The sequence below is a fragment of the Corallococcus sp. EGB genome (assembly GCF_019968905.1).
GTDB lineage: Bacteria > Myxococcota > Myxococcia > Myxococcales > Myxococcaceae > Corallococcus.
The window spans coordinates 425,438-439,241 of record NZ_CP079946.1 but is presented as its reverse complement, the minus strand read 5'-3'; the positions used below and the strand labels follow the sequence as shown (position 1 = coordinate 439,241).

The 13,804-nt window shown below is 72.3% G+C and carries 11 protein-coding genes; 5 read left to right on the top strand and 6 right to left on the bottom strand.

Translation table 11 applies throughout. The features are described 5' to 3' along the window. Positions 1 to 12: 12 nt before the first annotated feature. Positions 13 to 741: a glutathione S-transferase family protein gene (locus KYK13_RS01890; protein ID WP_223641437.1), complete on the top strand. Its 729-nt coding sequence runs from the start codon at positions 13 to 15 to the stop codon at positions 739 to 741. A 195-nt stretch (positions 742 to 936) separates the two neighbouring features. Further along, the gene (locus KYK13_RS01885; protein WP_223641435.1) at positions 937 to 2,607 is read left to right on the top strand and encodes a hypothetical protein; all 1,671 of its coding nucleotides are present in this window, start codon (positions 937 to 939) and stop codon (positions 2,605 to 2,607) included. A gap of 5 nt (positions 2,608 to 2,612) precedes the next feature. Here KYK13_RS01885 and KYK13_RS01880 read toward each other — a convergent pair whose 3' ends face one another. Further along, the gene (locus KYK13_RS01880; RefSeq protein ID WP_223641432.1) at positions 2,613 to 3,716 is read right to left on the bottom strand and encodes a hypothetical protein; all 1,104 of its coding nucleotides are present in this window, start codon (positions 3,714 to 3,716) and stop codon (positions 2,613 to 2,615) included. 310 nt (positions 3,717 to 4,026) lie between these two features. On the opposite strand from KYK13_RS01880, the gene KYK13_RS01875 reads away from it, so the two are divergent. Together KYK13_RS01875 and KYK13_RS01870 are read left to right on the top strand one after the other, a co-directional pair. Beyond that, positions 4,027 to 4,731, top strand: a complete 705-nt coding sequence (locus KYK13_RS01875) for a LysM peptidoglycan-binding domain-containing protein (protein ID WP_223641431.1) — start codon at positions 4,027 to 4,029, stop codon at positions 4,729 to 4,731. A 242-nt stretch (positions 4,732 to 4,973) separates the two neighbouring features. Continuing rightward, positions 4,974 to 5,357: a response regulator gene (locus KYK13_RS01870; protein ID WP_223641429.1), complete on the top strand. Its 384-nt coding sequence runs from the start codon at positions 4,974 to 4,976 to the stop codon at positions 5,355 to 5,357. Here KYK13_RS01870 and KYK13_RS01865 read toward each other — a convergent pair. Both KYK13_RS01865 and KYK13_RS01860 read right to left on the bottom strand, forming a co-directional pair. Beyond that, complete coding sequence (locus tag KYK13_RS01865) at positions 5,351 to 7,276, bottom strand: PAS domain-containing sensor histidine kinase (protein WP_223641427.1); 1,926 nt, start codon at positions 7,274 to 7,276, stop codon at positions 5,351 to 5,353. The genes KYK13_RS01870 and KYK13_RS01865 overlap by 7 nt on opposite strands. Positions 7,277 to 7,385: 109 nt before the next feature. Next, positions 7,386 to 7,646, bottom strand: a complete 261-nt coding sequence (locus KYK13_RS01860; RefSeq protein ID WP_223641425.1) for a hypothetical protein — start codon at positions 7,644 to 7,646, stop codon at positions 7,386 to 7,388. Between the two features lie 189 nt (positions 7,647 to 7,835). On the opposite strand from KYK13_RS01860, the gene KYK13_RS38995 reads away from it, so the two are divergent. Next, the gene (locus tag KYK13_RS38995; protein ID WP_304504085.1) at positions 7,836 to 8,522 is read left to right on the top strand and encodes a response regulator; all 687 of its coding nucleotides are present in this window, start codon (positions 7,836 to 7,838) and stop codon (positions 8,520 to 8,522) included. Between the two features lie 9 nt (positions 8,523 to 8,531). Here the strand turns inward: KYK13_RS38995 and KYK13_RS01850 are convergent, their stop codons facing one another. Genes KYK13_RS01850 through KYK13_RS01840 form a run of 3 tightly spaced genes read right to left on the bottom strand, consistent with a single transcriptional unit; the run spans position 8,532 to position 13,791 of the window. Further along, positions 8,532 to 11,525 (bottom strand): bpX6 domain-containing protein, encoded by a 2,994-nt coding sequence (locus KYK13_RS01850; RefSeq protein ID WP_223641423.1) that lies wholly within the window; start codon positions 11,523 to 11,525, stop codon positions 8,532 to 8,534. After that, a complete protein-coding gene (locus KYK13_RS01845) occupies positions 11,522 to 13,339 on the bottom strand; it encodes an LpqB family beta-propeller domain-containing protein (RefSeq protein WP_223641421.1) in 1,818 nt (605 codons plus the stop codon). Before KYK13_RS01845 ends, KYK13_RS01850 begins: the two co-directional genes overlap by 4 nt. Continuing rightward, complete coding sequence (locus tag KYK13_RS01840) at positions 13,336 to 13,791, bottom strand: hypothetical protein (RefSeq protein WP_223641419.1); 456 nt, start codon at positions 13,789 to 13,791, stop codon at positions 13,336 to 13,338. Before KYK13_RS01840 ends, KYK13_RS01845 begins: the two co-directional genes overlap by 4 nt. Between the last annotated feature and the right edge of the window lie 13 nt (positions 13,792 to 13,804).

The following is a 13,804-nucleotide window of genomic DNA, read 5'->3' as shown; positions in this document are numbered from 1 at the left end:
TTGGAGCGCTTCGTGGAGCGCGCCGCCCCCCGCCGGTTCCGCCTCGACAGGGTCCGGCACGGCATCGACAATGCCGGGATGATCACCCTGTATGGCTTTGGCCGCGTCCATTCGAAGGTCGTAGGGCTCACGCGCGACTTGCGCGTCCTCTGGATGCTCGAGGAGCTGGGTGTGCCCTACCGGGTGCACGGCGTGGATCATCCCGCGGGGGAAACCCGGGAAGAGGCGTACCGGCAGCTGAACCCCTTCTGTCAGGTGCCGGTGCTCGATGACGACGGTTTCGTGCTCACCGAGACGGGCGCGATCCTGCTGTACCTGGCGGAGAAGACGGGCCAGTTGATGCCCACGGACTTCCAGGGCCGCGCCCAGGTGACGCGCTGGTGCTTCGCCGCGCTCACCACCGTGGAGCTCCCCATGTCCCAGTTGATCATGGTCGACCTGCTCGGCGACGCCGACCCCACCGGCGCGCAGCGGCGTCCCGGGCTGGTGAAGTACGCCGAGCACCACCTGACCACGCTCGAGGCCTGGCTCCGGGAGCGTCCGTACCTCACCGGCGAGGCATTCACCGTGGCGGACATCCTGATGACCACGGTGCTGCGCGAGGTGCGCAACGCGGGCGTGCTCGAGGGATTCCCCCGGGTCTCCGCCTATCGCGAGCGCTGTGAGGCACGGCCCGCGTGGCGGCGAGCGCTGGAGGCCTATGAGCAGCGCCTCGGGGTCCCGGCGGGCAGCGCGCGCTAGTCCACGATGAATAGCCTGGCCCCGCCCTCTGTCGACGAGCGATGGGCCCCGTCGTCATCGGAGACCTGGTAGCTCATCATCGGCCCGAGCTCGACCAAAGCCAGTCGGTCCATCCCCTGTGTCGGCGGATCCGCCGCGGGTGTGGCTCCAGGGAGACACACCGGGCTGGCCCGGAGTTCGCAATGGGGGTGGAGCATGATGCTCTCCACCCTCACCGCGCTGACCCTGGCCGCCACCGTCACCAACACCGAGACCGTGCACGACCTGGAGCCGTTCGGCGGCCACGTCGTCGCGTGCACCGAAGGCGGCCTGGAGCTGTTCACGCCCGCGGGCCGTCCGGTGCGCGTGCTCACGGTGGAGGACGGGCTGCCCAGCCACTTCTGCCGCGCGCTGGAGTCCACGGGCGACCGGCTCTTCGTCGCCACGGATGAAGGGCTCGTGTCGCTGGACGTGCGCTTCCAGGTGACTCCCGTGCTGGACGTGCGCTGGCAGGCGCTGCCTCCCGCCGACGACGCGAGCACTCCGGACTACGTGAGCCGGCTGGAGTCGCTGGCCGCCGTGCTTACGCCGGGCGCCACGTACACGGCGTTCTCACCGCGCTTCGCGGGCACGGCGGAGGGGCGCGTGTTCGAGCTGGGCAGCGAGCGCGCGTGGTCGCTGCCAGGGCCGGTGCGCTTCATCTCGGACACTCGCGACGGCGTGGACGTGGGCACCACCGAGGGCGCGTTCTCCATCAGCGCCACCGGCCGGCTCTCCGCGCTGCGCGACGTGCCCACCGGGCCGCTGTCCTTCACGGTGACGGAGCAGGGCGTGCGCATCGTGGGCAGCCGCGGTGAAGTCCACGCGTGGGAGACGGAGTCCGTGCCACTCCAGGCCGTGAGCGTCCCCAAGGGCGCCACCGTGCTGCGCGATGGCTGGGCGGGCACGCGGACCTCTGGCGTGTTCTTCCAGGGGAAGAAGGGCTGGCAGCGCGTCACGCCCACCGGGCAACTGTGCGGCAATCACATCACCGCACTCGCCCGGCATCAGGGCCAGTTGGTGGCGGGCACGTTCGACCGGGGCATCTGCATCCAGCGTGGTGACGGAAGGTGGCAGACCGTCCGTTCACCTTCACTTCCCAGCGACCAGGTGCTGGGCATCACCAGCGATGGACCGAACCTCTACGTCGCGACCACGTATGGCCTGGGCTTCCATGACGGGAAGACGTGGACGCAAATCGCATACGGGGCTCGCAACCCCGTGGCATTGGGAAAGCTGTCCGTGCTCAACGTGTCCCAGATGGATGACGGCATCGCGCTGGTGGATGGCCGGGGCACGTCCCTGGTCACGCCCGGCACGTCGCCCCTGTCGCTGGTGAAGCGGCTGCCGTTGCCCAAGGAGTGGAGCAAGCATCCGTCCGTCGGCGAAGCCTCGGGCCGCTTCCTGTGGATGGGCAGCGAGGACCGCGGCCTCACGCGCTGGGACGGTGAGAAGTGGCAGCGCTTCCACGACGGCCGCGACCTCACCGACAACTGGATCACCGCGCTGTCCATCGACTCGCAGGGACGCGCGGTCGCGGGCACCTGCCAGGACGGCTTCAACTACTTCGACGGCGCGAAGTGGACGCGCGTGCGCACCGCGTCCGGCCTGCCCTCCCCGGCCATCGTCTCCGCCGCGCTCGTGCCCGGTGGGGCGCTGGTGGGCACGCTGCTCGGCGCGTCGTACTTCGACGCGGCCACGGGGGAGACGCGCGCCCTGCCGAAGCTGGCCGACCCTCGCGTGTACGCGGTGCTCCCCGACGGAGACTCCGCCCTCTTCGGCACCGAGGGCGGGCTGTCGAGCGCCACCTGGAAGGCCGTCTCCGCTCCGGCCCTCAGTCAGCGCTGAAGGCTTCAGGCCGGCTTCGGCGCCGTGCCTCGCGCGGCCAGCTCACGCTCCACGTACAGCCGCAGGATGTGCATGAAGTCCTGCGCGTTCGTCACCACGCCGAAGGCCTGATGCGTGCCGCGGTCCTTCAGCTTGCTCACCACGAACTCGGACGAGTCCACGCAGATGGTGGGCAGCTCCCGCAGGCTTCCGTCCTTCTCCGTCACGAACGCCGGCAGCATGTTCCCCGTCGCGATGGCGTGCAGCGCCGTGGCCACCAGCACCGCCATCGTCGCCTTCACCGCGTGCCGGCGCATCGCGTCCTGCGCCGCCAGGTTGTCCGTCACCACGTCCGGCAACGGCCCGTCATCCCGGATGGACCCCGTCAGCACGAACGGCACCCCGTGCTTCACGCACGCGTGCATGATGCCGTTGGTGATGACGCCCGCCTCCACCGCCTTCGCGATGGAGCCCGCCTGCCGCACCCGGTTGATGGCGCGCATGTGCAGCCCGTGCCCGCCCGACGTCGCCTCGCCCGCGCCGCTCATCCCCAGCGTCGTGCCGTAGATGGATGCCTCGATGTCGTGCACCGCCACCGCGTTGCCCGCGAGCAGCGCCCCCACGAAGCCGTTCTCCACGAACCACGTCATGTCCGCCCGCGCCCGCGAGTGCACCAGCGCCGGCCCCGTCACCCAGATGGGATAGCCGCCCCGCTCGCGCTCCTCCACCAACAGCCGCGCCATGTGCGCGTAGTCGATGGGCTTCTCGCGCGAGACCTCGCTCGTCATGAACTTGAACTCGCCCTCCCCGCCCTCCGACAGGTAGGCCATGTTCACGTAGACGCCCTCGCTGCCGTCCTCCGCCTTGCCCACCACCACCCGCTCGCCCGCACGCACCCGGCGGCCCTCGCGCACCCAGAGCTCGCCCTGCGCGTCCAGCACCAGCGCGCCGTCCATGCGCGGCTCGCGCGGCATCCGCCACCGCCCGTCCATCCGCACGTACGTGGGCAGGTTCGTCGTCGTGAAGAAGCCCTCCGGCAGCACACCGTCCGCCGGTGCCGGGGTGAAGCGCGCGTCCGGGAAGCTGGCGAACCGCGCCGCCGTGAAGTCGGGATGAGCAATGGTCGTCACCCCGCCACCATGCGCGGGCCTCCCCCACCCGTTCAAGCGCGCCGCATCGCCCGTCAGAAGCACGACGGTCCGCGCCGCGAAATCCCCCGGGAATTACGCACCGCGCCAGGCCCCGCTCCGGGTCCCCATTCGCCGGTGCTCGCCCGGCTCCAGCCTGGATTCCACTTCGGGTGCGCCAGCTCGCCCACATGTGCGTGCCTGGCGTGAAAAGCAGGTGGGGGGACGCAACCCCGGTTCTTGAATACCGAGAATGGAAACAATCGCAGTCGGTGACCGCGGTCGGGTCACTGCTCCCCTCTCGGAGCCTCCCATGAGCTACCGCATCCAGTCCGGTGACACCCTCTCTGCCCTGGCCCAGCGTTACGGCACGTCCGTGGACTCGCTGATGAAGGCCAACCCGCAGATCACCAACAAGGACCTCATCTACGCGGGCACGACGCTGAACATCCCCGGCTCGCGCGACAGCTTCGAGTCCGGCGCCCAGGGCTTGCGCGGCGGGTCCAGCGGGTCCAGCGGCAACAGCGGCGCGGGCGACGTGATGGCGCCAACGGGCGGCGCGGGCCCGGCCACTCGCGGCCCCGGCGGCAGCCCGTACGACATCGCGGTGTCACACCTGGGCAAGAACGCCGGTTCGCTGAAGTACGAGACGACCGGCGTGGGCGCGGACATGGAGGACTGGGTCCCCAACAACGTGAACTGCGCCAACTTCGTCTCCGCGTGCCTGGAGCAGGCCGGGCAGATCAAGAACAGCCAGCACAGCGCGTCCGTGATGACGCTCCAGTCGAACCTGGACCGCGACCCGAACTTCCAGCGCGTGAGCCTCAAGGACGCCAAGCCCGGCGACGTCGTCTGCATGAAGGTGGGCAGCGGCGAGCACGTGGTGATGTTCGCGGGCTGGAAGGACGGCAAGCCCCAGTTCATCGGCTCCAACAACGTGAACTCGGACGGCTCGCAGCGCATCAGCTACTCGTCGATGAACTACCCCATCATGTCCGTGCACCAGTACCGGGGCTGAACAACCCCTGGATGACGGTCTCCGGTGGGGCCTTCGCCTTCCGCGCCCCCAGCGCCCGGAAGGGGGAGGCCCCCTCCACTTTTCAGGGGGTTGGCTTCAACGCCTGGCCGGCCACCTGCCCTCCAAGGCCCCCACAATGGCGCGGGCTTCACATTGCCAATGGCCTTCCGTCCAGGGTTGGACGTTCCCTGGACACGAGGACTTTGCGACAGGGGCCGGACGGGGGGAGGCTCCCGGGTGCCATGCGAAGCCTCATCCTCCTCGTGGAAGACCATGTCGACAGCCGTGAGATGCTCGAGGAATTCCTCACGCTGGAGGGGTTCGCCGTGGAGGTCGCCGGCAACGGCCTGCACGCATGGGAGCGCCTGCGGCGCGGCCCCTTGCCGGACGTGATGCTGCTGGACCTGATGATGCCGGTGATGAGCGGCTGGGAGCTGATGGAGCGCGTGCAGAAGGAGCCGCGCCTGAAGAACCTGCCCGTCATCGTCGTGTCGGGCGCGGGCGCCACCCGCCCCGTGCCCCAGGGCATCCGGGCGTCCATCCCCAAGCCGCTGGACCTGGACGACCTGATGCGCGCGTTGGAGCCGTTCCGCTCCCAGCAGTCACAATTAGCCGCCGCCTACTGAGCGTGCGGCGGCGTCGCGGGATGCGGCGCATGCTCGCGCGGCAGGAGCACGCGGAAGACGGTGCCCTCGGACGCGCGCGAGCGCACCTCGATGCGGCCCCCGTGGCCCTTCACCACCTGTTCGACGATGTAGAGCCCCAGCCCCAGGCCGCCGTGCGTGTTGCCGCCCGCGCCGCGCCGGAACGGGTCGAACAGGCGCGGCAGCAGGTCCGGCGGGATGGGGTCTCCGCCGTTGTGCACCTCCAGCACCACGTTCGTGTCCGCGTCCGACAGCGTGAAGCGCACGGGTGAGTCCGGCGGGCTGTACTGGAGCGCGTTGCCGCCCAGGTTGCTCACCACCTGCAGCAGCCGGTCCGCGTCCCAGGCGCCGTCGTAGCGCCCCGGCCCCACGGTCAGCGTGAGCGAGCGCTCCGGCCACGCCGCCTCCAGCTCCTCCACCGCCTGGCGCACCACCATGCGCACGTCGCCGGGCACCCGCTCAATCGGGATGCCGCCGCCCAGCCGGCTGCGGGTGAAGTCGAGCAGCTCCGAAATCATCCGCGCCATGCGCTCGCCGGAGCGTGCGATGCGGGACACGGCCTTGCGGTCGCGCTCCTGGAGCGCGTCGCCGTGCAGGAGCTTGGTGACGGACAGCTGGATGGCGTTGAGGGGGTTGCGCAGGTCGTGGCTGACGATGGCGATGAGCCGCTCGCCGAACTGCGCCGCCTCGCGCGCCGCATCCTCCGCGCGGCGGCGCTCGGTGACGTCCACCAGGGTGACGACGCCCGCGACAATCTGGTCGTCCCGGTCGCGCACGGGAGCGCTGGAGCCCAACAGGTGCGCGGTGGTGCCGTCCGGCCGGCGCACCTGGAGCGGCTCCGCCTGGCGCGTCTCACCGGTGCGCAGCGCGCGGGCCATGGGCCACGCGTCGTCCGGCAGCGGCTGGTTGTCCGCGGTGAACATCTGGTGCGACGCCTCGTAGTCCGCCAGGTTGGCCGAGGGCCGGAAGGGGTGGCCCAGCAGCGACTCCAGCGCGCGGTTGCCGAGCAGCAGCCGGCCGCTGGGCGCCTCCGCGATGAGCACGCCCGCGGGCAGCTGGTCCAACACCGCCGCCAGGCGCGCGCGCTCCGCCTCGATGGTGGCCAGCAGGCGCTGGCGCTCCGCCTCGCCGTGGCGGCGCTGGGTGATGTCCAGCACCGTGGCGGCGCGGCCCACGCGGCGGCCCGTGGCATCCCGCAGGGACGTCACGTGCACGAACGCGGGGAAGCGGCTGCCGTCGCGGCGCAGGTGCAGCGCTTCGTACTCGTGGAAGGGCTTGGAGCTGGCGGCGGCCATGTGCCGGGGCAGCGCGCCTCGGGACTCGGGCGCGACCAGCTCCTCCAGCCGCATGCCCTTGAGCGACTCGGGAGGCTGCCCGTGCATGCGCGCGAGCGCGGGGTTCGCCGCCACGAACGTGCTGTCGTCGGCGTCCATCACCGCCACGCCCACGCCCAGGTGCGCGAAGATGTCCTCCCAGCGCTGGGGCCCGGGCGTATCCGAGCCAGCGCCCCGCTCGCGCGCCGCCTCCGCCGCCTCGCGCGAGGCGAGCAGCCGCGCCTGGACATGGGCCTCCAGCGCCGCGGCCTCCACCGCGTCCACGGCGTCGTGGAAGCGCTCCACCTGCGCGGCGTCGTCGCCTCCCCGCTCGCGCCACAGCCGCAGCACCGTGTCGCGCAGGCGCCGGAAGTTGGTGGTCGTGGGGTGCCCGTCGGAGCCCTGCACCAGGAGCGACAGCTCGCGCGCCAGCGCGTCGGACACGCGCGCGTCCGGGTTCGCCATGCGGGCCGCCACCGCGGACAGCCCGTGCATGAAGGTGTCACCGGAGCCGGGGGCTTCGTGAAGCCATGCGTCCTGCAGCACGTCGCGGGACTGGAAGAGGAAGTCGGCCAGGGGCAGGGACACGGTGCGAGGCTCGTGGGTCGGAGGGACCTGGGGGCGTCCGGGATGAGAAGAGGTCTCCTCCCGACTTAGGCTCCCGCCCTCGACGCGACAAGGACCGTCTGGCGACGTGTCAGGAGGAAGGCGAACGGACCAGCCCCAGCGGCCACAGGGCCGTCAGCCGCAGGAGCCCCGCGTCCGGCTCCACGCGGTAGCGGACCTGGAAGCCGCAGGCGAGCACCGTCGCCCCCTCGCGCCCCGCGGGCGGAGCCGGAAGCGACGGCATCCGGCTGGCGAGCGCCCCCAGCTCCGCCTGGAGCTGCTCGCGCACCGGAGGCGGACACGCCGTGAGCGTGCGCACCACCGGGGGTTCCAGCTGACAGCGGTAGGCCATGGGCGCGCCAGAGGGTGTGCACATACAGCTTCTCTGCAAGATGACAGCGGCACGGTCCCAAGTGCGGTCAGGCGCCAGGCGTCGGAGGGAAACAGTCCCCGGGGCCCACTGTCGGGCAGGCGACGCTGGGGAGCCCGCTGGACCCAGGGCCGCTTCAAGAATCCGAGGAAAAGCAGGTCGAATCCGGGGATGGCCCTGGGCATCCACCACCTGCTGCTCGTCGAGGATGATCCGTCCTGGCGGGAGCGTGTGGACCGGGCGGCGCGGGAGGCGGGCTTCCTGGTGTCGTCCGTGGCGGATGGCGCGGAGGCGTTGGACTGGCTGCGTCATCGTCCGCGCGCGCAGCATCCGGACCTCATCCTCCTGGACCTGATGTTGCCGCGGATGGATGGATGGGAGCTGTACGGGCAGCTGCGCACGGACACGCGGCTGCGGCACCTGACGGTGATGATGATGTCCACCGCGAGCGGTGCGCCGAGCGTGCCGCTGCATGGCGTGTTGGGCTTCCTGCGCAAGCCGCCGCAGCCGGAGGCGCTGGTGCGGGTCCTGGCGGAGCGGCTGCGGGAGCTGCCCGGGCGCCCTCCCGAACCGCCGCGCATGCCGTACTCGCTGCGGGTGCCGGACGAGTCGCTCTACGCGCTGCACGCCCTGCCATCTCCAATCCGCCACGCGGTGCGCGTGCATCTCCTGCGCGCCGCGGAGCTGGCGGCCACGGAGCTGCCGCTGGCGTCGTCGTGGCTGATGGCGCTGCACAGCGATCATCCCTCGCTGCTGGTGACGGTGGAGGGCGTGCGCGTGGTGCTGGAGGTGGACGACGGTGCCTGCGCGCTGACGGCGAGCATCGTCATCGTGCCCAGCCACCTGCGCTGCGCCTGACGCGAGGGTTCACACCACCGGCACGCGGTGGACCTCGCCGGTGCGCAGGTCCAGCCACACCACGCGGCCGAGCAGGTCGTGGACGGCGCACCAGTCCTCCGTGAGGCGCACGACCTGGGGCGGAGTGCCGGAGAACTCCACCGTCACCCGGGCGTAGTCGGCGACGGTGCGCAGGACGGTGGTGTGCAGTTCGCCCTTCTGGAAGCGGGTCACGCGCCAGGATTGCGAAAGCACCTCGCCCGCGCGCTCCGCGGCCCGCTGGGCCGGGCGGTGGTAGCGCCGCGCGACGATGGGGGCCACGTAGGTCCACACGCCGGGCTCGTCGCCCGCGGGCACCGCGACGCGCCCGGCCATCGCCTCACCGTCGGGCGTGAGCGCGAGGGCGTCCGGCGTCCCCCACGGAGCCGGCAGGTTCGAGCGCCCACGCAAGGTGGGGCCGCCCGGCAACTCGTAGCACCAGCGATCCAGGTATTCGAACTCCTGCTCCGGGGTGAGGTGCAGGACGAGGAAGGAGAGGTGCTTCGCGTCCACGGCCATGCGGAGCACGGTGCCGCCCACCTCCGGCACGCGCCACAAGGAGCGCGGCTCGGCGGCGAGCGTGTCCACCATGCTCACGGTGTCGCGCACGGCGATGAACCACCGCTCCCCGTCGTAGGTGGGGGCCCACGCGTCCAGCTCCACGTCGCACCAGCGTGTGGCCCGGCGCTCCACCAGGTCCAGCCGCGACACGCGCCACAGGTCCCCCCGGCGCGCCAGCGCGAGGGCTCGATTGCCCTGCTCGGAGAGGACGAGCGAGAACGCCGGCACGTCGAAGCCCGCGAGCGTGCGCCCGTCCGGGCCCACCAGCCGCGCCCCTGCTTCCCCCAGCGCGAGCAACACGCGCCGGCCCGGCAGCACCACGGCGTCATGCACGGCATGGGCGCCCGCGTGGCCGCGGTCCATCGACACGCGCACGTGAGGCAGGTCCGGCGACTCGGCCCAGGGCTGCTGGGAGGAGACCTTCGGCGCCGGCATGTCCGTGCGCAGCGCGGTCAACGCGGGGTCCTGGAGGCCGAGGAGTTGTTGGAGGAGCCGCGCGTTGGAGGGGAGCCCCTCCACCCTCTCGTCGCGCATCAGTGAGCGGATGGTGGGGACGAGGAGCGCGCCGCGGGCCGCGGAGGCGCCCGAGCGAGGCAGCACCGTGGCGAAGGCCAGGCGCTCCGGGGCGCGCGCGGCGGTTTCATCCGACAGCAGGTCCTGGATGGCCTCGCGCGCGGCGTCCAGGCCGTCCGGGGACTCGAGAGCCAGGCGCGCCAGGAGCTTCGCGCCCCCCGTGCCGCCGGCCTGGATGCCCCGCTCCATCCAGGCGCGCGCGAGGTGTCGCGCGGAGGTCACCGGCCACACGACGTCCACCGCGCCCGACCAGTCTCCGGCCTCCGCGAGCGACTCCGCCCACAAGAGGCGCAGGGCCTGCGCTTCGGCGGGGTGGGTCTTCTCCAGGCGCAGCACGGCGTCCGCGAACACGCCCGAGCGCCGTGCGATGGCCACCGCGCGCCCTACGTCCTTCGCGAGGAACCACTGGCGCACCACGAGGCCGGGCGGAAGGCTGCGCCCCTCGGCGAGCTCCGCGGCGAGCTGGAAGCGGCCGTGGCGCTCCAGGAAGGACACGGCCTCTTCGGCCGCGTCCAGGAGTTCCGCGAGGACGAAGGCGGCCTCGTCGATGCGGCCTTCGCGCTCCAGGCGGCGGAAGGTTTCGCGGTAGCGCTCGCGCAGCGCATCGAACACGGCGGGGCCGCCGCCGAAGCTTTGCGCGGCCCCACCGCGGCCGTGGGGTTGGATGCGCAGCTCCTCGCGCGGGCTGGGGACACCGAGCGCGAGCCGCGCGCGTTCGTCCATCGCCTTGCCCAGGGGAATGGCGTGGCGCAGGGCTTCGTCCAGGTCGCCCTGTTCGAAGAGCTCGAAGAGGTGGCGCAGGTAGTCTCCCTTGCGCCGCCCCACGAGCGCTCCGAGGGGCGTGTTCCGGAGCATCCACGCCTTGAGCTGTTCGAGCGCGCCCGGGCCTTGGGGCTCGCCAGCGCCGGAGCCCTGTGAGGCTTTGGCGGGGTCATCTCCGCGCATTCCGGCGAGGAGCCGTAAGAACCAACCGGCCCGTGCGCCAGTGGCCGTGGCGGAGGCATTGGCCGTGTCCGGCGAGAACGCGCTCCGCAGACGTTCGAACCACCCCGCGCGACTCGGGGCCAACGCGCTTCCCGGTGCGCCTTGCGCCTCCGTTCGGAAGGCACTGCGCACTCGTGCGAAGAGGCCCTCGCGATGCACGGTCACCGCGCCTGCTGGCTGCGAGCGGAATGCCCGGCGCAGCCGCGTGAACAGGCCTTCACGACGGACGGTCAGCACTGCTTCGCCGGGCTTCCGCGAGAAGACCCGCCGCAGTCTCGCGAAGAAGCCTTCGGCCTCCACCGCCGGGACCTCCCGCCCCTCCATGCGCGCCAGCATGCGCTCCGCTTCGGGCGCGAGCCCGGGCACCCCGGGCCCGAACCGCTCTCGCGTGGGCGCGGGCACGGGCTCCACCGCGGTCTTCATCGGCGCGGGTGGCGCGCCCAGCCCCTTCACGCGCACGCGCCGCCACGCCGACACGTCCAGCCATGTTCCCGGATCCACCTGGCGCAGCGCTCCAGGCCCATACACCCGGGCAACGCCCGCCTGCACCAGCACGACGGCCCCCGGGGGCGGCGCCAGTCGCTCGCGCTCCTTCGGGCTCAGCGGCGCGCTGGTGAGCACGCCGGAGTCCAGCACCAGCGGCAGTCCAGGCGCGGACTCCACCGCGCTCGGGTGGGGCGTGGCCAGCTTCAGCAGGTGGCCTCCCTCCAGCGCCCAGACCGTGACACCGGGCCTCCAGGCCTCCAGCACGCGGCGGCGCGCTTCGGCCTCGCCCACAATCGCCGGGTGGAACCACCAGGCCGCCACCACCACGGTGCCCCGGTGCACCTGAGCGCGAGGACGCACGGCTTCGGACGCGGAGCTCACGGCGTGGCCTCCTGGAGGGAGCGGAACAACACCGCCTGCTCCATCAGGTCCCACAACACGAACTCTCCCGCCTGCGTCAGCCATCCCAACACCGCCTGCCCGTGGCTCGCCGCGGCTTGCACCACGGGGCCACTGGCCATCGCGAGCGTCCGGGGTGGCTGACGAGAGAAGAGGTGGAAGGTGCGATGATCCGGATCCAACGCGATCAGCCCGGGAAGCGAAGGCGCGGGCGGCTGCACCACGCCCACCACACGGTGCCCCTCCGGCACGGCGACGACCGACACGCCCGTGTCGAGGAACAGCCGCCACTCCAGCCCCTTGTCACGCACCGCGAGCAGCCCTGCGTCCGGATGCGCCCCCGACGGCGAGTAGCCGAAGTACGCATCTCCACCACGCGCGTTGAGCGGGACCGTGCGTTCCGGCTCCTCGCACAGCACCCTGAGCCGCGAGATGACGAACGCGGGCCCTGCCGCCACGCCCCGGGGACGAACCACGCAGACCGGGCGCGCGGCCACCTCCGCCATCGCGGAGACCCCCTCCTCCTCCACCTTGATCTCCGAGCTGCGCTCCAAGGAGAGAGGCGCCAGCGAGAACAGCGCCTCCTTCTCGTTCTTCACCCACAGGTGTTCCCGCCCCCCCGGATCCACCCAGCTCATGAGGCTCAACGGGAGCGCGTCCGACGCGGTATCCGGCCGGTTGAAGTCACCCGCCACGTGGTAGCGCGCCTTCCGGTAACCGTTCGGCGTGCGCACGTGCCCGTGCATCACGTACGTGTCCCGGTCCCGCGCGAGCACGAGCAATCCCCCCGAGGAGCGCCACCCTGCGGCGACCACGCGCTGCCCGGGCGGCACCTGGACGCGCCGGGGCTTGGGCACGGTCGCGCGCGGAGAATGCGGCACGGCCATGGCCTCCACGGCGCCATCCCCGGAGAACAGCAGCACGCGCCGGCCATCCCCGGAGAAGGAGAACTTCGCCATCCTCTGGCCGGCCTTGCGCGGCAGCCACCCGGAAGCCTTTGGACTGGAGGCGAAGGGATTGCGCAGCAGCCGCACACAATCATCCCGAGGCGGAAGCTCCAGCACCACCGAGTGGGGCACTCGCGCCGCGGGCCTCACGTCCACGGAGAGCCGGTGCGCGCCGGGCTCCATCGGTTCGGAGACCTCCACGCGGGACATCCCCTCCGAGCCCTCCAGCCGCCCCAGGCGCGAGGAGCCCACGAGCCACACGTCCTCGGGCGCCCGCGAAAGCGACAGGGCCTCGCGCCACGCGGCCAGGTGCGCCGGGGACGCGGGCACGGGGGAGCGGGCATCGAGCCACGCGAGCAATGACGTGCCGCTCAGCCCCTCGTGGGTGGCGCGGGCAGGCTCGGTCTGGAGCGCGCCCCACGTGAACGCCGCGCCCACGGCCTCGGCGCGACGCGCGAGCACCACCAGCAGCGCGAGGTGCGCGATGCGAGGCAGGCCCAGCTGATCCGGCCCCACGTCCAGCAGCACCACGGTGCGCCGCGCCCCCTGCGGCTGACGGAACGCGGGCTTGAGGAACGACAGCTCGCCGAACGCCGCGCGGCGCACCAGCTCCTCCGGTGCCTCCAGGGCCCAGAGCCATTCACTGACGAGCAGCCGTTCAAACGTCCCCCGGCAAGCGAGGCCATCGTAGCCCTGAGGCTCACCGCCCTCGGCCTCGCCGCGAGGCCGCAGCGTCCCGACCGCCGCCGACAGCCGGGCCACGTGAGGCCCCAGGTGCCGCGCCAGGTCCTCCGGAAACAGGGACAGCTGCGCCGCCCAGGGGCGCAGCGCGGGAGGCAGCGCGTTCACGAAGCGGCCTCCGCGCCGGTCAACCACGCCACCAGCGAAGCGCGGACAACAGGCTGGGCCGCCGCCACGGAGACGAGCACGCCGGGCCCGGGCAGCACCGCGAGCGGCGCATCCCCCTGCCCCGCGAGCAGCGCGCGCTCCAGCAGCGGAGGCGCCACCTCCGGCTCCAGCGCGCACGGCAGCAGCAGCGAGGGAGCCAGCGAATCGCGGCCCAGGTACACCGCGCCATCCACCCAGGGCAGCGAAGCGGCGGCCCCCAGCAGCACGAGCACGTCCGTCCCCGCCACACCGGTCCATGACGCGAGCACCGCGTCCTCCGCCCGCGCAGCACGGTGCGCCAGCGCGAGCGCCACGGGTCCGATGCCGGCCACGGCCACGGGCTCCAGGGGCAGGTCCCGGGGACGCCAGCGCACGGGAAGCCCCGCGACGGTGGGTTCCGCTGGAGGCCTCATGACGCCCTGTTCC

What these genes read in the sequence shown, in the direction of transcription:
- KYK13_RS01875 (WP_223641431.1), top strand. Translation starts at nt 4,027, where the DNA reads ATGAGCTACCGCATCCAGTCCGGTGACACCCTCTCTGCCCTGGCCCAG.
- KYK13_RS38995 (WP_304504085.1), top strand. Translation starts at nt 7,836, where the DNA reads ATGGCCCTGGGCATCCACCACCTGCTGCTCGTCGAGGATGATCCGTCC.
- KYK13_RS01840 (WP_223641419.1), bottom strand. Translation starts at nt 13,791, where the DNA reads ATGAGGCCTCCAGCGGAACCCACCGTCGCGGGGCTTCCCGTGCGCTGG.
- KYK13_RS01860 (WP_223641425.1), bottom strand. Translation starts at nt 7,646, where the DNA reads ATGGCCTACCGCTGTCAGCTGGAACCCCCGGTGGTGCGCACGCTCACG.
- KYK13_RS01885 (WP_223641435.1), top strand. Translation starts at nt 937, where the DNA reads ATGATGCTCTCCACCCTCACCGCGCTGACCCTGGCCGCCACCGTCACC.
- KYK13_RS01870 (WP_223641429.1), top strand. Translation starts at nt 4,974, where the DNA reads ATGCGAAGCCTCATCCTCCTCGTGGAAGACCATGTCGACAGCCGTGAG.